Annotated in this window: 16 protein-coding genes; 8 read left to right on the plus strand and 8 right to left on the minus strand. The window is 63.0% G+C overall.

Annotated features, from left to right (window positions below; all coding sequences use genetic code 11):
* The first annotated feature begins 40 nt into the window (after positions 1 to 40).
* Positions 41 to 904 carry a glycerophosphodiester phosphodiesterase family protein gene (locus HJB84_RS14055; protein WP_207585890.1) on the plus strand — a complete coding sequence of 288 codons (864 nt, stop codon included), beginning with the start codon at positions 41 to 43 and terminating at the stop codon, positions 902 to 904.
* On the opposite strand, the gene HJB84_RS14060 is transcribed toward HJB84_RS14055, so the two are convergent.
* From HJB84_RS14060 to HJB84_RS14090, 7 genes are read right to left on the minus strand one after another with little or no spacing between them, the layout of a single operon-like run.
* Positions 901 to 1,722, minus strand: coding sequence for an inositol monophosphatase family protein (locus tag HJB84_RS14060; RefSeq protein ID WP_221116198.1), 822 nt, complete (start codon positions 1,720 to 1,722; stop codon positions 901 to 903). The two genes, HJB84_RS14055 and HJB84_RS14060, sit on opposite strands and share 4 nt — an antisense overlap.
* Entirely contained in the window at positions 1,722 to 2,726 is a 1,005-nt protein-coding gene (locus tag HJB84_RS14065) for a LacI family DNA-binding transcriptional regulator (RefSeq protein ID WP_221116199.1), read from the minus strand. Before HJB84_RS14065 ends, HJB84_RS14060 begins: the two co-directional genes overlap by 1 nt.
* Positions 2,710 to 3,489, minus strand: coding sequence for a glycerophosphodiester phosphodiesterase (locus HJB84_RS14070; protein WP_221116200.1), 780 nt, complete (start codon positions 3,487 to 3,489; stop codon positions 2,710 to 2,712). Before HJB84_RS14070 ends, HJB84_RS14065 begins: the two co-directional genes overlap by 17 nt.
* Positions 3,489 to 4,544 carry an ABC transporter ATP-binding protein gene (locus HJB84_RS14075; protein ID WP_221116201.1) on the minus strand — a complete coding sequence of 352 codons (1,056 nt, stop codon included), beginning with the start codon at positions 4,542 to 4,544 and terminating at the stop codon, positions 3,489 to 3,491. The genes HJB84_RS14070 and HJB84_RS14075 overlap by 1 nt, the downstream gene beginning before the upstream one ends.
* Positions 4,544 to 5,386 (minus strand): carbohydrate ABC transporter permease, encoded by an 843-nt coding sequence (locus HJB84_RS14080; RefSeq protein ID WP_221116202.1) that lies wholly within the window; start codon positions 5,384 to 5,386, stop codon positions 4,544 to 4,546. Before HJB84_RS14080 ends, HJB84_RS14075 begins: the two co-directional genes overlap by 1 nt.
* Positions 5,387 to 5,388: 2 nt before the next feature.
* Complete coding sequence (locus tag HJB84_RS14085) at positions 5,389 to 6,690, minus strand: carbohydrate ABC transporter permease (RefSeq protein WP_221116203.1); 1,302 nt, start codon at positions 6,688 to 6,690, stop codon at positions 5,389 to 5,391.
* A 58-nt stretch (positions 6,691 to 6,748) separates the two neighbouring features.
* Complete coding sequence (locus HJB84_RS14090) at positions 6,749 to 8,095, minus strand: extracellular solute-binding protein (protein ID WP_221116204.1); 1,347 nt, start codon at positions 8,093 to 8,095, stop codon at positions 6,749 to 6,751.
* A 346-nt stretch (positions 8,096 to 8,441) separates the two neighbouring features.
* Between HJB84_RS14090 and HJB84_RS14095 the strand changes: the two genes are divergently transcribed.
* Positions 8,442 to 8,900: a YbaK/EbsC family protein gene (locus HJB84_RS14095; protein ID WP_221116205.1), complete on the plus strand. Its 459-nt coding sequence runs from the start codon at positions 8,442 to 8,444 to the stop codon at positions 8,898 to 8,900.
* 84 nt (positions 8,901 to 8,984) lie between these two features.
* Entirely contained in the window at positions 8,985 to 9,992 is a 1,008-nt protein-coding gene (locus HJB84_RS14100; protein ID WP_221116206.1) for a Tim44 domain-containing protein, read from the plus strand.
* Positions 9,993 to 10,010: 18 nt separating this feature from the next.
* On the opposite strand, the gene HJB84_RS14105 is transcribed toward HJB84_RS14100, so the two are convergent.
* Positions 10,011 to 11,042, minus strand: a complete 1,032-nt coding sequence (locus HJB84_RS14105; RefSeq protein WP_221116207.1) for a hydroxyacid dehydrogenase — start codon at positions 11,040 to 11,042, stop codon at positions 10,011 to 10,013.
* Positions 11,043 to 11,311: 269 nt separating this feature from the next.
* Between HJB84_RS14105 and HJB84_RS14110 the strand changes: the two genes are divergently transcribed.
* The 5 genes from HJB84_RS14110 to HJB84_RS14130 all read left to right on the plus strand — a co-directional run bounded on the left by HJB84_RS14110 (position 11,312) and on the right by HJB84_RS14130 (position 17,859).
* A complete protein-coding gene (locus HJB84_RS14110) occupies positions 11,312 to 11,911 on the plus strand; it encodes a HupE/UreJ family protein (RefSeq protein ID WP_221116208.1) in 600 nt (199 codons plus the stop codon).
* Positions 11,912 to 12,188: 277 nt separating this feature from the next.
* Complete coding sequence (locus tag HJB84_RS14115; protein WP_207585878.1) at positions 12,189 to 12,767, plus strand: GbsR/MarR family transcriptional regulator; 579 nt, start codon at positions 12,189 to 12,191, stop codon at positions 12,765 to 12,767.
* Positions 12,768 to 12,771: 4 nt separating this feature from the next.
* Positions 12,772 to 14,517, plus strand: a complete 1,746-nt coding sequence (cydD, locus tag HJB84_RS14120) for a thiol reductant ABC exporter subunit CydD (RefSeq protein ID WP_221116209.1) — start codon at positions 12,772 to 12,774, stop codon at positions 14,515 to 14,517.
* Positions 14,514 to 16,202, plus strand: a complete 1,689-nt coding sequence (locus HJB84_RS14125) for an amino acid ABC transporter ATP-binding/permease protein (RefSeq protein ID WP_221116210.1) — start codon at positions 14,514 to 14,516, stop codon at positions 16,200 to 16,202. The genes cydD and HJB84_RS14125 overlap by 4 nt, the downstream gene beginning before the upstream one ends.
* A 76-nt stretch (positions 16,203 to 16,278) precedes the next feature.
* The gene (locus HJB84_RS14130) at positions 16,279 to 17,859 is read left to right on the plus strand and encodes a cytochrome ubiquinol oxidase subunit I (RefSeq protein ID WP_207585875.1); all 1,581 of its coding nucleotides are present in this window, start codon (positions 16,279 to 16,281) and stop codon (positions 17,857 to 17,859) included.

A 17,859-nucleotide genomic window follows, 5' to 3' on the forward strand; every position in this document is an offset into this window, starting at 1 on the left:
GCGTCAAGGCAGGAGAGTAGCATCGCGGAGATTTGTGCAGATGACGAGATTGCTGGATGCGCAGGGCCTGGAGATTTCACATGAGGGACATCGCACCCGTCTGAAATGGCACCGGCTGCGCAAACGCTTTGCCGATCCGCTGTTTTCCGCCGAGGTCATGGCGGAGGGATTTGCAGCAGGTGCCTCGATGGAACTCGATTTGCGGGTGCGCGCCGATGGCGGTTTCGTCGTGCTGCACGACGAAGATCTCGAAGGCGAAACGACAGGATATGGGCCGATCGTTGAGAAGAGCCTCGCCGACCTCCGGGATATCAGGATGCAGGAGGGCGGCCGGCCGCTCATCCTGAGCGAGGATCTCGCCGCCATGATGCAATCGACGCATCCGGCCGCACTGCTGCAATTCGACATGAAGGACGATTTCGAAGCGATCGGCGCCGGCGGCATCGAGCATCTTGCCGAGCATTTCCGGGATATCGCCGCCTCGGTGATCGTCAGCGGCGGCAGTCTCGACCTGATCGTCGCGGTCAAGGAGAAGCTTCCGCATCTCTTGCGCGGCATCGATCCGACCGACAAGCTCTACGATATCGGGAACGCCAGCGGCTGGAAGGCTGTCGAGACGGCATTGCGCGCCGATCTGCGCGGCCCGACCGAACCGGACACGGTCTATCTCCACTGGCCGCTGATCCTTGCCGCCGCCAATGGAGGTCTCGATATGATCGCGCTCTGCCAGGACGAAGGCAAACGGGTCGATGCCTGGACCTTTACCTTGAAGGATCCGGCGGCCGGTTTCAGCGAAGAGGAATGGCGGAACTTCCAGGCGCTGATGGCCCTGAAGCCGGACCAGATCACCACCGACGAGGCACCGGCGACCGAACGCGCCTGGCGCCGACGCATGGCGGATTAACCGTTGGGCGTGAGCCCCTCGATGTCGAGGATGAAGGCGAATTCGCCGGCCAGCCCCGGTGAGTGGGCGATGACCGGTCCGCCATCCGCAAGCAGCCTGTAGACCGGCGGCATCGCCACCGTGGCGCCGGCCTCTTCGGCGATCAGCGCGCCGGCGAGCATGTCCCAGGCATTGAGATGGCGTTCGTAATAGAGATCGGCAGCACCCTCGGCGACGCGAACGAGATCGATGGCGGCCGCGCCTGTGCGGCGATAGTCCATGCCGCGTTCGTGGAGCCGCTTGGAGAGCGCAAGATGGTCGTCAAAACTCGTCTTGCGGGAATGGCCGAGAATGACGAGCGCATTGGCGGGATCGGCGGTCGCCGCTGCATGGACAGGAATTCCGTCCTTGAAGGCGCCGCCGCCGCGGACGGCGTGAAAGACCTTGTCCTCGGTGGCATCGTAGACCACGCCGATTTCGACCTTGCCGGCGACGACGAAGGCGATCGAGACGCCCCAATGCTGGAAGCCCCTGATATAGTTGGTCGTGCCGTCGATCGGATCGACGACCCAGGTGCCGGCCTCGCTCGATCGCCCGCCACTCTCTTCGCCCATGAACGTATCGCCCGGAAAGCGTAAGAGCAGCCCATCGCGGATCGCCTGTTCGGCCTTCCTGTCGGCGATGGTGACGAAGTCCTGCAATCCCTTGTTCTCGACGGCCAGCGTGCCGGAGTTCGAGTCGCGCCGAAACCGGGCCGCTTCCCGTCCGACCTCGAGGGCGATGGCGATCGCGACCTCAGCACGGGCGTGGATGGCAGCGGCGTCGAATGCGGAATTCATCAGGCGGTCCTTCTTTTTATCAGTGTCACCGGCGTGAATTCGACACGCGCCGTCAAATCCGGCTCGGCCATCCGGCTGATCAGCAGGTCGACCGTCTGTGCGGCCTGAATGTCGCAGGGTTGGCGGATGGTCGTGAGGTCGTAGGCGGCCCAGCTTGCCTGTGGAATGTCGTCGTGACCGATGATGGAGAGCGGCGGTGCATCATCGCGGCCGCGGCCCTGCATGACACGGTCGAGCACGCCGCAGGCCATGTAGTCATTGGCGCAGAACAAACCGTCGATGCCGGATGCGGCGAGTTCGGCTGCGGCATCATAGCCGCTCTTGTAGTCGTTGACCCTGAGCTGCAGGAACTGCGCCTCGGTGCCGAGCTGCTTGCAGCGCGCAAGGAACGCCTCGCTGCGCCGCCGCGCCGTATAGGATATGGCAGGAGCCGCCATGACGGCGGGCCTCTGCACACCGCAGCCGATCAGATGGCTGGCGGCGAGATGGCCGGCCATGCGATCGTCGGAGATGATGCGGTCGACGAACGGGATGTCGTTGCCCTTGTTGATGAGCACGATCGGCACGCCTTCGGCCGCACATTGCTCGCAGATTTCGGTTGGCGGGGCATCCGAGGTGACGATGACGCCTGAGACGGCGTAGTGCAGCAGTTGGCCAATGACCGTCGACGTATCCGCCTCCTGCGAGGTCGGCAGCAGGATGGGGCGGAAATTGCGGGCGATCAGCACCCTTGCCAGGTTCTCGATCTGCAGCGTGCGGAACGGATTGTCGAGGCCGGCGGCGACGAGGCCGACGAGATCGGAGCGTTTGTTGGTCAGGCTCCGAGCAAGATAGTTCACCCGATAGCCGAGTTCCTTGGCGGCTTCAAACACCTTCTCGCGTGTCTTTGGCGAGACGCTGGCATCGGGCGTGAAGGCGCGCGACACCGCGGCGCGCGAGACACCGGCCACACGCGCCACGTCGAAGGAGGTTACCTTGCGCGGTCCCTTATCCCTGTCTGCCAACTGTTTTTTCCTCAACCGCCGACGGCCGCATCAGATCGGGCAGATCCGTGCAGATGCCGAGAACCGGAAGTTTCATGATGTCATTAAGAATGGTCCGCCGCTCCTCGTGCCAGAGCACGATCTCGCGGCCCGCCTCGAAAGCGCGGTGCATCAGCGCTTCGGTCACCAGATCCTGCGGCCGCTCACCTGCCCTCTCCCAGCAGAGATGCAGGATATCGGCGCCGGCCTCGTCGCCGAGCCCATGTGGATCGTGGCCGACGCGGATCAGTACCGAAAGCGGGAAGTCGCAGGCCGCGTCGCGGAGTTCGCGCACCTGCGCCGTATCGAAGGAGCCGAGGCAGGCAAAACGCTGGTTCATCTCGGCAAGATGCCGCCAGCAGAGCATGCCGGTCCTGGGCGCCTTAAGCTCGACATAGAGACCGGTTCCAGTCTCGCGGCCGAGTGCAGCCACCTCCGAAAAACTCGGCACGTCGACGCCGTCGAGGGCTGCGAGTTCGGCCGCCGTCATTTCGGAAATGCGGCGGTCGATGCCGAAGACACGCTCCAGATGGTCGTCATGCGAGACGACGACGACGCCGTCCCGGGTCAGCTGCGTGTCCAGCTCCCACATCTCAGCGCCGAGTTCGGCGGCGCGGCGGAAGGCAGCGATCGTGTTCTCGCGTTCATGGCCGCTGGCGCCGCGATGGCCAATGCAGAAGGGAAGATGGCCCTTGGCCGTCGGCCAGCCGTGACGGGTGAAAAATGCCTGGAAATCGCGGGTCATCAGAGCCTCCTGCCATGTTCGTCGAAGACGAAGACGCCGCGGCTGTCGATCGCCCAGCGGACATCGTCGCCGACATGGATGTCGCTGCGCACCGGCTGGATCGAGCGCAGCAGCGGCCCGCCGGCAAGCGCCACGTCGTAGAGGTTCTCGCGACCCTGCGTTTCGGCGAAGGTGACCTTGCCGGAGACGGGGACGTCGCCCGCCGGGGTGAAGTGCTCCGGCCGGACGCCGAGCATCAGCTTCGTGCCCTCGGCGGCACCGACGGAGCCGGGCAATGGCACCCGGATCTCGCTTTCCGGGATAGCGAAGACGCCCTTGTCCACGACGCCGCGCAGGAAGGTGATCGGCGGATTGCCGAGGAAGCCGGCGACGAAGGCGGTTTTCGGATCATTGTACATCTCGGCCGGCGTGGCGATCTGAACGATCTCGCCTTCCCGCATGATGGCGATGCGGTCGCACATACTCATCGCCTCAACCTGATCGTGGGTGACCAGAATGGCGGTAATGCCGGTCTCGCGCTGCAGCCGGCGGATCTCCGAGCGCATTTCGAGACGCAGCTTGGCGTCGAGATTGGCAAGTGGCTCGTCGAGCAGCAGCACGTCGGGCTTGCGGATCAGCGCCCGCGCCAGTGCCACGCGCTGCTGCTGGCCGCCGGAAAGCTGCGCTGGACGGCGTTCCATGAGATTGCTGATATGAACAAGCTCGGAAATGCGCTCGACCTCCCTGCGGATTTCGGCGGCGTTGACGCCCTTCACCTTCAGCGGAAAGCCGATGTTCTCGGCAACCGTCATGTGCGGATAGAGTGCATAGGACTGGAAGACGACGCCGACATTGCGGGCCTGGCTCGGCAGGTCCGTAACGTCGCGGTCGCCGAAGAGAATGCGTCCGCTGGTCGGCCGGTGAATGCCGCAGACCGAAAAAAGCGTCGTCGATTTGCCGCAGCCGGAAGGGCCAAGCAGCGCCAGCATCTCGCCGTTGCCGACTTCGAGCTGCATGTTCTCGATGACCTTGGTGGAGCCGAAGCTCTTCGAAAAATTGTCGAGAAGGATGCGCATCAGCCTTTGCTCCCGCCGCCATAGATGTTCATGAGATATTTGTTGAAGAGTGCGTAAGCGATCAGCACCGGAATGAGATAGAAGAGGCCGACCGCCTTGAACATATTGAAATCGTAATTGTTGTCGTCGGCGAGGAAGCCCGCGAGATAGACCGACAGCACCTGCACCTGATTGCCCGGCGCCAGCACCTGCGGCAGGATGAACTCGCCCCAGCCGGAGAGGAAAGAGAACAGGCCGAGCGCCATGATGCCGGGTTTGACCTGCGGCAGGACGAGGCTGCGCCAGACCCGAAAACGCGAAGCGCCGTCGACGACGCCGGCCATTTCGATTTCCCACGGCACGGTGTCGTAAAAGCCCTTCATCAGCCAGATGCCGAGTGGCAGGTCGATCGCCGCCTTCACCAGGATGACGCCGATCAGTGAGTTGTAGAGGCCGATCATCTGCAGCACGATGAAGATGGCGATGATCAGCGTCACCGACGGGAAGGCGTGCAGCACCATGACACCGGCGAGGAAGAAGCCGCGCGCCGGCACATTCAGCCGTGACAGCACATAACCGGCCATCGACGAGATGATGAGCACCAGGCTGGTGGTGCAGGCTGAAAACAGCAGCGTATTCAGCGTCACCTGCCAGATGTTCGCCTTGCCCGCCGTCGTCTGCCACAGGAAGCGCCAGTGATTAAGTGTCAAACCGGAGGGCAGCAAGGCATCCGGCTGTTTCACCGTCACGGTGTCGAGAAACAGATAGACATACATCAGCAGCAGCGGCAGGCTGACGATGGTCAGCGCCGTTATGACAGGCCAACTGCGATAGTTTGCCGAGGGCTGCGAGCGTTCGGCCATGGTCAATCCTCGATCAGGGGCTTGGCGACAAGCGTGCCGTAGTTGAAGACGCGCAGATAGAGGAGCGACAGCGTCACGCCGATGACGACGAGCACCAGCGCCATGGCCGCGCCCAGCCCGTATTCGAGATTGCCGGCATAATTCCGGAGCGCGGTGTGATAGGCCGCAAGCGCCCATACCTCGGTGGCGTTGCCCGGCCCGCCATTGGTGGCAAGCAGGATTTCATTGAACGACGCGAGCAGCGACAGCGTCTGGTAGCAGGTGACGAAGAGGATCGGCCAGCGCATCTGCGGCAGGATGATGTAGCGGATCTGCTGCCAGCGCGAGGCGCCGTCGACCTCGCTCGCGTGGAACTGGCTCTTCGGAATGGCTTTCATTGCCGAGGAAAACACCAGCATTCCCATCGAAGCGCCGATGAAGCCGTTGATCAGCACGACGAAGAACCAGGCATTATAGGCGGTGTCGAGCAGGTAGTTCTTCGGGAGGTAGCCGAACTTGCCCATCAAAATAGAGATGAAGCCGCTGTCCCAGGCGAGCCACTTCCACAGCAGCACGTAGATGACGACGGGCGTGATGCGCGGCAGGAGCCAGATGCCGCGAAAGATCGAGGCAGGCGTCGGCGGCATATAATGTGTCCAGATGGCAAGCAGCAGGGCATAACCGACATTGAAGAGCGTCAGCACCAGCGCGACATAGAGCACGGTATTGAAAAGCACACGCGCCATGTCGGGCGAACTGGCCATGCGTGAGAAATTCTCGGTCGTCCAAGTCCAGCCGGTATAGGTGGTCTTGGCGACGATTTCCTTCTGCTCCGGCGTCAGCTTGAAACCCAGATTGTCCAGCGCTGAAAAGAGCTGCTCCTTGCTGTCGAAGCGGGTGTTGAGGACGGAACGGTTGAACTGTTCGGAGGTCTGCTTGACCTCACGTGTCGAAGGTCGCTCGGCGAGATCCTTGATCATGCGCTCGACATCGCGGCGTGCCGGGAAGACCTCGCCGATATGTTTGGCGCGCAGTTCCGCGACAATTCCCGGCGCCATCCCGAGGCCCTCGACGGCCGCGAGGCCCGCCTCGTCGATCGTGTAGCGCGGTTCGGCCATCTCGGCAGCGATCTCGGGCATCGCCGATTTCAGCGCGATCAGGGAGTTGGGCGCGATCTGGTAGACGCCGCCGGAAATGCCGGTCGCCGTCGTCATGTTGGTCATCGAGAAGACTGCCGTCAGAACCACCGGCATCAGGAAGAACAGGATGATCATGACCGCCGCAGGCGCGATCATCACCAGTCCGAGCGTTCTGGACGATTTCATGGAAGGCCTCCTCGCGGAACCGACCGGGCGGCGGGGTTGCCGTCACCCGGAGGCTGTTTCAGCGAATGACGATCTTGTCGCCGAGCGTGCTTTTCAGCTCGCTCTCGGCATCGCCGACGGCGGCGTCGACGGTCTTGGCGCCGGTCCAGGACGCTTCGAGGTTCTTCCACATGATGTTCCAGTATTTGCCGAAATCGGAATTGTTCGGCATCGCATTGGCATGCGGGAGCAGGCGCTCGGTGGCTTCGCGGGTCCAGCGGTCGGCCGAGTAGAAGTCGACGGTGGATTCCGACTTTGAGATGCCGAGATGGGCCGATTTGACCGCATGAAGCGCGTTGGTGCGTGGCTCGGAGGCGATCTTGACCAGCTGGGCGGCGATCTCGGTGTCTTCCTGGTCGTGACCTGCGGTCAGCAGGTAGACCAGTGGGTGGGTCAGCGTGTTGGCCTTGCCGCCTTCGCCGGCGGGGATCAGCGTGAAGATCACATTGCCGAAGAAGTCCTTGAGGCCTTCCTGGTTGACGAGGCGGGCATAGTGCCAGGTGCCGCCGTCCCAGATGCCAGCCTTGCCGGTGGCGACTTCCTTCCACCACTGGTCGCCCGGCATGCCGATATGGTTCTTCTTGGTGACACCTGATTTCACAGCATCGGCGAAGAACTGATAGGTGCGGGTCATCGCGGCCTTGTCGAAAACGAGCTTGCCGCCTTCTTCCATCGTGCCGCCGAAGCTGGTGTAGAACTGCCAGTAGTCAGGTCCGTTGCTGGTGCGGGGATAGAAACCGTAGCCGGGCTGGACGAGGCCCTTGTCCTGCATCTTCTTGGCGTCTTCGAGCAGGTTCTTCATGGTATACTTGCCGTCCTGCACACTCTGCGGCAACGCATCCAGATCGGCGTCGCTGTAGCCGATCGCCTTCATGTAGGGCTTCCAGAAGAACATCGGACGGGACTCGGCATCCTGCGGAATGCCGTAGACGGTGCCGTTGTAAGAGGCGATCTTCAACAGGTTTTCATAGATGTCGCTGAGCGGCCAGGAGTCGAGATCGACGTAATCCTCGATTGGAACGATGAGGCCTGCCTGCGACCAGGGCGCGATGTCTTCATGGCCGCTGACGACGATGTTCGGCGCGGTCTTGGCTTCCGCGGCAAGGGTCAGCGCCTGCTTGAAGTCCTCCCAGGCGGAATAGGGCTTCTTCTCGACGGTGATCTTCAGGTCTTCGCCCTTGAGGGCGGCTTCGCGCTGCAGCTGCTGGGCTGCGATCTCGATGGCGTCCAGGCGATAGACGTCGTTAGGGCCGGTGCCGCCAGCCCAGACGCTAATGTGAACGTCCTTGGCGAGCGCAATTGCAGAGCTCGAGGCCAGGATGGCGGCCGCGACGGCAAGGGATTTCAGTGTCGGCAAGATGGTCATTTTCTTCGTCTCCCTAGAAGAGCAGTGTGAAGCCTCTTGGCGGGTCAGCACTGCTGATGATGGCCGCTCCGAAACCCCACGAAAACGTGACGATGTCCGCTCTAAGGCTTCGATGTAACGGCCGAATGACAAAATTGAGCACGTGTGCAAAATTATTATGACGATGTCTGGGCGACTTGCAAGCGGCGGTTTTCGGCCTGTGCCTTTTGCGCTGCAAATTGCGCTTTTCCTCCTGCAGCGCCGCGCTCTTCGAGACGCGCAGGGGACGCTGCAGCACTTTCGATCCGCGCATCGTGCTTTCCGAAAATCGGTTCCGATTTCCGGGCCGATGCGCTAGCATCCGGCCATGAGCATTGAATCCGTCCGCGCTTTCCTGCGTGCGCATGCACCCGATATCGACATCATCGAAACCGCCGAGAGCTCCTCGACGGTAGCGCTTGCCGCTGAAGCCCATGGCGTCGAGCCCGCCCAGATCGCCAAGACGATCTGCCTGCGCGTCGGCGAGCAGATGATGCTGGTCGTTGCCGGCGGCACGGCAAGGCTCGACAATCGCAAATTCAAGGACACGTTCGGAGCCAAGGGACGCATGCTCGACGCCTTAGAGGTGGTGGCGGTCACCAGCCATCCGGTCGGCGGCGTCTGCCCCTTCGGCCTGCCCTCGCCGCTGCCCATCTATTGCGATATCTCGCTGAAACGCTTCGATGAAGTGGTGCCCGCGGCCGGCTCGACGAATTCGGCCGTGCGCATCGAGACCGGGCGGCTGGCCGAGCTGACCGGCGCCAGCTGGGTCGATGTCTGCCAGTAAGGCGGTGAAAAAACTTCAAACCTGCGAAAGAGTACCTATATTCTATCCTGACATGCCGTGACTGCGCATGACAGGAGATCAGGAATGCCGAGTGCCATTTCGCGTTTTGCCAAGTTCGCGGCAATTGCCGCTCTGACGAGCGCAACCGTTTTTGCTTCCCTTGACGATGCAGAAGCGCGCCGGGCCGGCAGCGGCGGTTTCGGAAGCCGCGGTACCCGCACCTTCCAGGCTCCACCTGTCACCCAAACCGCGCCCGCCCCCGTCGCGCCGATCGAACGATCGATGACGCCGCGTCCGCAGACGACGGCACCTGCGACCGCGCAGCAGCCCTTCGGCGCCCAACGCCCCGGTCTCTTCGGCGGCTTTGGCCGTTCGATGATCGGCGGCCTGATTGCCGGCGGCCTCCTCGGCATGCTGCTCGGTCACGGTTTCGGCGGCGGCTTCGGCTTCCTCGGCATGCTTCTGCAGATCGCGCTGATCGGCGGCGCCATCGTGCTCGCCATGCGTTATTTCGGTAACCGCCGCCAGCCTTCCTACGGTGCCGGTGGCCAAAGCGGCTCCTTTAGCCAGTCCTATGGCATGTCGCCAGCACGCAACTCGTCCTTCCAGGTCCCGACGATTGGCTCGGCTGCCGGTTCAGGTTCGTCCTCGCGCGGCAACCGCCCGAGCGACGAGATCGGGCTCGCGCAGGCCGATCTCGACCAGTTCGAGGAATTGCTGACCGACGTTCAGACCGCTTACGGTGCCGAAGACTACGGTACGTTGCGCAAGCTGACGACGCCTGAGGCAATGTCCTATCTTGCCGAGGAGCTCGGCGAAAACGCCACCAACGGCGTGCGTAACCGGGTCTCCGACGTCAAGCTGCTGCAGGGTGATATCGCCGAGGCCTGGCGCGAAGATGGCGGGGAATATGCGACTCTCGCCATGCGTTACTCCTCGATCGATGCCATGGTCGAACGCGACAGCGGCCGCGTCGTTTCCGGCGACGATCGCCGCCCGAGCGAAAGCACTGAGGTCTGGACCTTCGTGCGCAAGCCCGGCGCAGACTGGAAGCTCGCCGCGATCCAGGGAAGTGAGCAGCGCGCCGCCTGAGGTGGCGCCTCTCCTGGCTTAATTCACCGCGACCGGTTTAGAACGCATGCGCGAAACCGTTTCGCGTTCCGCCCGCTTGCAGCGCATCGGCGGTAGGCCGCGATCCATCAGGTCCATGTCTTCGAGTACCATGTCGCCCATCTTCTTGAAGGCGCTGTCGAGCGCTCCGGCCCGGTGCGCCGAGCGGATGAAGCCTTTCAGGCTCCGCACCGGATGATCGGGCGGCAGCGGCTCTTGCGGATAGACGTCGCTTGCCGCGACGATTTGGCCTGACGAGACGGCCGCCATCAACGCTTCGAAATCGACGACGTCGGCGCGGCTGAGCAGGATGAAGGCCGCGCCCCTGCGCATGCTGGCGAAGGCCTCGGTGCCGAGAAATCCCTTGTTTTCGCTGGTGACGGCGGCGACGACGAAGACGAAATCGCTCTTTGTCAGAACATCGTCCAGGCTTGCCGGCTCGACTCCGTTTTCCTCGAGGATCGAGCGGGGCAGCCAGGGATCGAACACCCTGACGCGCGTCCTGAAGCCGGACAGCAGCCGGCGCAGCGCCTTGCCGAGATCGCCGAAGCCGACGATGCCGATCTCGGAACCGGCGATCAGCCGGGCGCTCGCATTGCCCTCCCCTCCCCAGAGTTCGAAGCCCTGGCGGAAAGCGACATCCGCATCGACGATGCCGCGCGCTAAGGCCAGCGCGAAGCCGAGACCGATTTCGGCGACCGGCTCGGCAAAAACCTGGCCTGTCGTCACGACATGAATGCCGCGCTCAAAAAGCACCTCATAGGGCATGTTGTTGAGAAGATTGCTTTCGACGTTGAGGATCGAGCGCAGGGCCGGCATTCTGGCCAGCGTTTCCGCCGAAAGCGGCGGCTGGCCGATGATATAACGTGTCCTGGCGAGGATCTCGTCACCGAGCCCGGCGATATTCTCGGGATCGGCCTCGACGATTTCGTATTTCGCATGCAGTTCGGCGCGCGCCTTGTCGTTGAAGATCAGATCGAGCGTGCGTGGCTCGGGCGCGCTGATCGCCAGCGGCCGTTCGATATTCGTCATGGGCGTCTCCTCCGTTGCGGGCCATTTGCGCCGTCTCCGCCGATGATTGATAGCCCCTGTGCGGGGCGGTTTCCAGGTGGATCTTGGGTTAACGGGAGAAGCTATCGAAAACGGCATTTGCCTATCAGATAAGCAATTGAATTGCCTTGCTATTTCATGGCATTTTCGTTGACGGCACGAATTCTTTGAACTAGCGTGATGCGCGCGACATGGAGCCGTGCCTGTGTTTGGCGTGGCAGGATATTCGAAAACTCACGAGGGAATGAGCCATGAAATCAGCACTCAAGAGCGGCCTGCTTGCCTTGGCTGCCGCCGCGCTTCCAGCCGTCGCCTATGCACATACCGGTGTTGGTCAGACGTCCGGTTTTATCCATGGCTTCAGTCATCCGGTTTCCGGTCTCGATCATATCCTTGCCATGGTGATGGTCGGCGTTTTCGCATTTCAGCTCGGTGGTCGCGCCATCTGGCTGGTGCCGACGACCTTCGTTCTGGTGATGGCGTTCGGCGGTGCCCTCGGCGTTGCCGGCGTCAATGTTCCCTTCGTTGAGACCGGCATCGCGCTTTCCGTCGTCGTCCTCGGCGCCATCGTTGCCCTCAACGTCAAGGCTCCGACTGCGGTTGCGATGGGTGTCGTCGGTCTCTTCGCGATCTTCCACGGCCACGCCCACGGCGCGGAAATGCCGGAGAATGCCGCCGGTGCCGCTTATGCCGCCGGTTTCATGATGGCGACCGCATTGCTGCATGTCGGCGGCCTCGCCCTTGGTTACGTCATCGGCCGCGCCGGCGAACGTCAGGGCGTCTTCGTCACGCATGCGGCTGGTGGTATTGCAGCGATATCCGGCGTCGGCATTCTGGCCGGCTTGATCTGAGCCTGACGGCACTCCAGCCGCCTCCACACGTCACCGTCCAATGAGAACGCCCGGCATGCGCAACGCAATGCCGGGCGTTTCTGCATTATTGCTGCAAAGTGCGGCGGACTTGACCCAAATCAAATCCAGCCACGCCGCGTCAGGCTATATCTGACGCACGATCAACGAACGGACGTCCAAATTGACGCAGGGCCGCCTTGCCGGTTGTCGGCGAGGTGCGAAAGTCAGTATAGTGATTTCAGATATTTCTGAAATCACAGACGCAACGGAAACAACGATGAACCTGCCGCCTCTTGTCCAGTCCTTCGTTCTCCACTTCGGCGAAATGGGCTCCCGCTGGGGAATCAACCGCACAGTCGGCCAGATCTACGCGCTGCTCTTCGTTTCCCCCGCATCGCTCTGCGCCGAGGAGATCGCCGACTCACTCGGCATTTCGCGCTCCAACGTGTCGATGAGCCTCCGCGAACTGCAGGCCTGGAACCTCGTTATCCTCAAACACAAGCCAGACGATCGCCGCGATTTCTTCACCACGCCCGACGATGTCTGGCTCATATTGCGGACGCTCGCCGAGGAGCGAAAGAAACGCGAAGTCGATCCGACGCTGTCGGTTCTGCGGGAGATCCTGATGCAGCGGCCGGCCAGCGAGGCCGAACGGCATGCGCAGTCGCGGATGAGCGAGATGCACACGCTGATCGAGCAGCTGACGCATTGGTATGAAGATGTAAAACAACTTGAAACCGAAAGGCTCGCAACGCTACTCTCGCTGGGCGCGAAAGTGACAAAGTTTCTGGAGGCCAAGGACCGGGTCGTTTCGCTCGGCCGCAGCCGCCGGCCGAATCCTGCGAACAAGAGTTAGCGCCATGAGCACCGCTTTCTTCGACGCGACGGACAGGGGAGAGACCGAACCGGTGCCGAACGGCGATACCGTCTCGTCCATCACCGGCCCGAATGACGCGAAAAACGGGCTGCGCAGAGCAGCGATGCTGCAGGCATTGGCGGCCGCGATCTGGATTCCTCAGGCCGGGCTGCTGGCAGTCTCGGTCGGGCGCATCGCCGATGGCGGCGCATTGCAGGACGTCCTCTGGCCAGCCTTGGGTATCCTCTTGCTCGGATTTGCAAGGAGCTGCCTCGACGCGGCTGGCGGCCGCCTAGCCTTTCATGTCGCGCGCGCTGAGCTCAGCCGCAGGCGGCGGGCCGCCGCTGCGGCACTCTCGATATCATCGCCGATCGATCGCGGCAGGCCGGCGTCCGGCAAAGCCGCAAGCGTGCTTGGCGAGCAGGCCGAACTCATCGTGCCCTATCTCGCCCGGTTCCAGCCGGCGCGTATAAAGGCGAGCCTTGTGCCGCTCATAATTCTTGCCGTCCTCTTTCCGGTCTCCTGGATCGCCGCGCTGGTTTTGCTGTTTGCCGCGCCGCTGATCCCGATCTTCATGGCATTGATCGGCTGGCGCGCCCAGGCGGCCAGCGAAAGACAACTCGTTGCGACCGGTGGCCTCAACGGTTTCCTGCTCGATCGGCTGCGTGGATTGGCGACGATCCGTGGGCTCGATGCGGTTGAGGCAACGGCGCTGCGGCTGCGCCGGGAGGCGCAATCGCTGCGCGTGCGCACCATGGCGGTGCTGAAGATCGCCTTCCTCTCCTCGGCCGTGCTCGAACTTTTCGCCGCGCTCGGCGTGGCGATGATTGCCGTCTATGTCGGCTTCAGCCTGCTCGGCGAAATCCGCTTCGGCACTTGGGTCGGCCGGCTCGACCTGACCGAGGGCCTGTTCATCCTGCTGTTGGCGCCGGCCTTCTTCGAGCCGCTGCGTGAACTCTCGGCAGTGTGGCACGATCGGGCGGCCGGCGAAGCAGCGCTGAAGGCGCTGGACGGTCTGACTGCCGGCGGCCCGTCTATTCGAGGAGCAGCCGAAATCGCGTCAGCGGTACCTGTCGTCGCCGAAGCATCGGCCATTCGACTTGAAAATCTCGCCTTTCGCTATGGCGCCGACGAACCGTTGATCCTCGGCGATTTCAACCTCGATATCGCCGCCGGCGAACATCTGGCGCTTCTCGGGGCCAGCGGTTCCGGCAAATCGACGCTGCTTTCGCTGATGGCGGGGCTGGCGCCCTGCACCGGCGGCCGCATCGTCATCGGCCGCCTCGAGCTTGCGGATGATACCGCCGCGCTCTTGCGCGGCGGCATGGCGTGGATCGGCCAGAAGCCGCATATCTTTGCCGGCACCATTGCGGGGAATATCGCGCTTGGCAGACCCGGCGTGCTGCGCGGCGATGTTGCCGATGCACTTGACGCCGCGAGACTCGGGAAAGTGGCCGAAGCCTATGGCAGCCGGCCGCTCGGCGAGGGCGGGATCGGGCTTTCCGGCGGCGAGGCACTGCGGCTTGCGATCGCGCGTGCGGCCTGCAATCCGCATCTGAGGATCATCCTTGCCGACGAGCCGACCGCGCATCTCGATGCCGCGACCGCCGCGGAGATCACCGAGAGCCTGCTTTCGCTCGCTAACGGTCGCACTTTGATCGTTGCCACCCATGATCCGCTGCTTGCCGCACGCATGCATCGCATCATGCGCATCGACGCCGATATCATGATGAGGGAGGCCGCCGAATGAGCACATCTGCTGCAGACCTCAAACCGGTCCTGCGTCTGTTTTTTGCCGAGCGCCGGCGCGCGCTCCTGCTCGGCGCCGCACTTTCGGCGACGACGGTCACAGCCGGCATCGGCCTGCTCGGCCTATCCGGCTGGTTCATCACCGCCACGTCGCTTGCCGGCCTTTCCGCCGCCGCCATCACCTTCGACGTCTTTGCGCCGTCGGCGGGAATCCGGCTTCTTGCCATTGTCCGCACGGCAGCACGTTACGGTGAAAGGCTTGCGACCCATGACGCGACGCTCGGCGTGCTCGCCGCTCTTCGCGAAAGGCTGTTTCGTGGCTTCGCCGAACCGGGTGCGGCGCGCTCTCTTTTGCATCGTCCTGCAAGGCTGCTCTTCCGGCTGACGGCCGATATCGATGCGCTCGACTCCCTGTATCTCCGCATTCTCGTGCCGGCCGCGGTGGCGATCGGCGCTACCCTTGCGGCAAGCCTCGTGCTGGGGCTGATGCATCCATTGTTCGGCCTGTGCTTCGGCCTTTTTCTCGCAGGTGCCGGCCTCGGCCTGCCTTTGATCGCCGGCCGCGCGGCGCGCAAACATGCCCGCCGGCGTGCCCATGGCATCGAGGCGCTGCGGTCGCGGACAATCGATCTCGTCGCCGGTCAGACCGATATCCTGATGGCCGGCCGGCTTGGCGCGCAGAGAGAGGCAATCGCTGCCGCCGACCATCACTCCGCCTGCGCCGACGACCGACTGAACCGCATCGAGACCGGCCTGACATTTGGCTTCGGCCTTGTCTCCACCCTTCTGTTGACGGGATCGCTGCTCGCCGTCGCCGCACTTGCGGAAACGAAGGTGATTACCGCGCCTGTCGCCGCACTTGGGCTGCTCGTCGCCTTCGCGGCAGTCGAACCCTTTACGGCGTTGCGCCGCGGTGCTCTGGAACTTGGGCGGACGTTGCTGGCGGCAAGGCGCATTGTGCCGCGGCTGACCGCCACGGCGGCTCCCGAACCATTGGCGCCGCCACTGCCGGGATACGCCTTTTCGCTGGCTGACGTGTCCGCCTTCCATGAAAACTCCGCCGTACCGGTTCTCGAGGGTATAGGACTTGTGCTTCGACAGGGCGAACACCTTGCCGTCGTCGGCAGCAGCGGCGCCGGCAAGTCGAGCCTGCTCGCTCTGCTCTCCGGTGAATTGCCGGCGAAGACGGGAAGCGTCGCCGCGATGACGACGACGCTGCTGACCCAACGGACGGAACTCTTCGAGGACAGCCTGCGCGGCAATCTCACCCTTGCGAACCCGGAAGCAGGCGAGGCCCGTCTTCTGGATGTGCTCGCCGCGGCCGGTCTGCTTGCCGATGTTGAGGCCATGCCGCGAGGGATCGATACGTCACTTGGCGAAGGCGGTCTCGGCCTTTCCGGCGGCCAGTCGCGTCGCTTGGCGCTTGCCCGGCTCTTCCTGCGCGACACGCCGCTGTGGCTGCTCGACGAGCCGACTGAAGGCCTCGACGGCGCCACCGCCCGAGATGTCCTCCAACGTCTCTCGGCAATGGCGGCAGGCCGCTCGCTAGTGATCGCCACGCATATCCGCCGTGAGGCTGTTATCGCGGACCGCATCGCCGTCATCGAAGGCGGCCGCATCCTAGAGGTTTCGCGCCGTGGAGAGGCGGCGTTCGAAAAGGCGCTCGACCGGCTTCGGCCGGACTGAGCAAATCGCATGCCCTCAGGCGCCGACCGGCGCTGAGGAACGCTCCGTACCCCGTGGGACCGTGGGAGAAAGACAAATGGAACTAGATATCGTTGCGCTATCGCGCTTTCAATTCGCACTGACGGCGCTTTACCACTTCCTGTTCGTGCCGCTGACGCTCGGCCTGTCCGTACTCTTGGCGATCATGGAAACCGTCTATGTCATGACCGGCCGCCAGATCTGGCGGCAGATGACGAAATTCTGGGGCACGCTGTTTGGCATCAATTTCGTGATCGGCGTCGCCACCGGCATCGTCATGGAATTCCAGTTCGGCATGAACTGGAGCTATTACAGCTATTATGTCGGCGACATCTTTGGCGCGCCGCTGGCAATCGAAGGCCTGATGGCCTTCTTTCTCGAGGCGACTTTCGTCGGCCTGTTCTTCTTCGGCTGGGACAAGCTGTCGAAGGTCGGCCATCTCGTCGCCACCTGGGCGGTGGCGCTCGGCTCGAACTTCTCGGCCCTCTGGATCCTCATTGCCAATGGCTGGATGCAGAATCCAGTGGGATCGGCGCTCAATCCGCAGACGATGCGCATGGAAATCACAAGCTTCTTCGACGTGGTCTTCAATCCGGTCGCCCAGGCGAAATTCGTCCATACGGTATCGGCAGGTTATGTCTGCGCCTCGATCTTCGTACTCGGCGTCTCGGCCTGGTATGTGCTCAAGGGCCGGCATATCGAACTTGCCAAGCGCTCGATGACGGTCGCCGCCTCCTTCGGCCTCGCCTCGGCGCTCTCCGTCGTCGTGCTCGGCGACGAGAGCGGTTATCTTGCCACCGAAAACCAGAAGATGAAGCTTGCCGCGATCGAGGGCATGTGGAAGACGGAGCCCGCTCCGGCTGCCTTCACCGCCTTCGGCTTCCCGGATCAGGAAGCGCGCGAGACGCATTTCGCCGTGCACATCCCCTGGGTCATGGGGCTGATCGGCACACGGTCGTTGACAACAGAGATCCCGGGCATCGACAAGCTCGAACAGCAGGCCGAAACTCGCATCCGCGATGGCATCAAAGCTTACGATGCACTGACGCAGATCCGTGCCGCGCCAGCGCAGGATCAGGTGGCGCAGGAGGTGCGTAGTTCCTTCGAGGATCTCGGCCATGATCTCGGTTACGGGCTTCTTTTGAAGCGCTATGTCGACGATCCGCGCCAGGCGACCGACGAGCAGATCGCTCAGGCCGCGCGGGACACGATCCCGCACGTGCCGACGCTCTTCTGGTCCTTCCGTATCATGGTCGGCCTCGGCATGTTCTTCATCCTCTTGACCGCCACCTTCTTCTGGCTGTCGGCGCGCCGCCATCTCGACAAATATCCACTGCTTCTGCGGATTGCCGTGCTGGCGATCCCCCTGCCCTTTGTCGCTATCGAACTCGGCTGGGTCGTCGCCGAATTCGGCCGTCAGCCATGGGTGATCGAAGGCGTGCTGCCGACGGCTGCCGCCGTCTCCAGCCTTGGTGCCGGCACCGTGCTTCTGACCATTATCGGTTTTGGCGCACTTTATACGGTGCTGATCGTCATCGAGATGAGCCTGATGATCAAGGCGATCAAGCAAGGGCCGGAGCCGGACGACGAGCCGGAAGCCGTGCTGATTTCCGAAACCCTCGTCCCGGCCGCGGAGTGA

The organism is Rhizobium sp. NZLR1b (assembly GCF_019685155.1).
Lineage (GTDB): Bacteria > Pseudomonadota > Alphaproteobacteria > Rhizobiales > Rhizobiaceae > Rhizobium.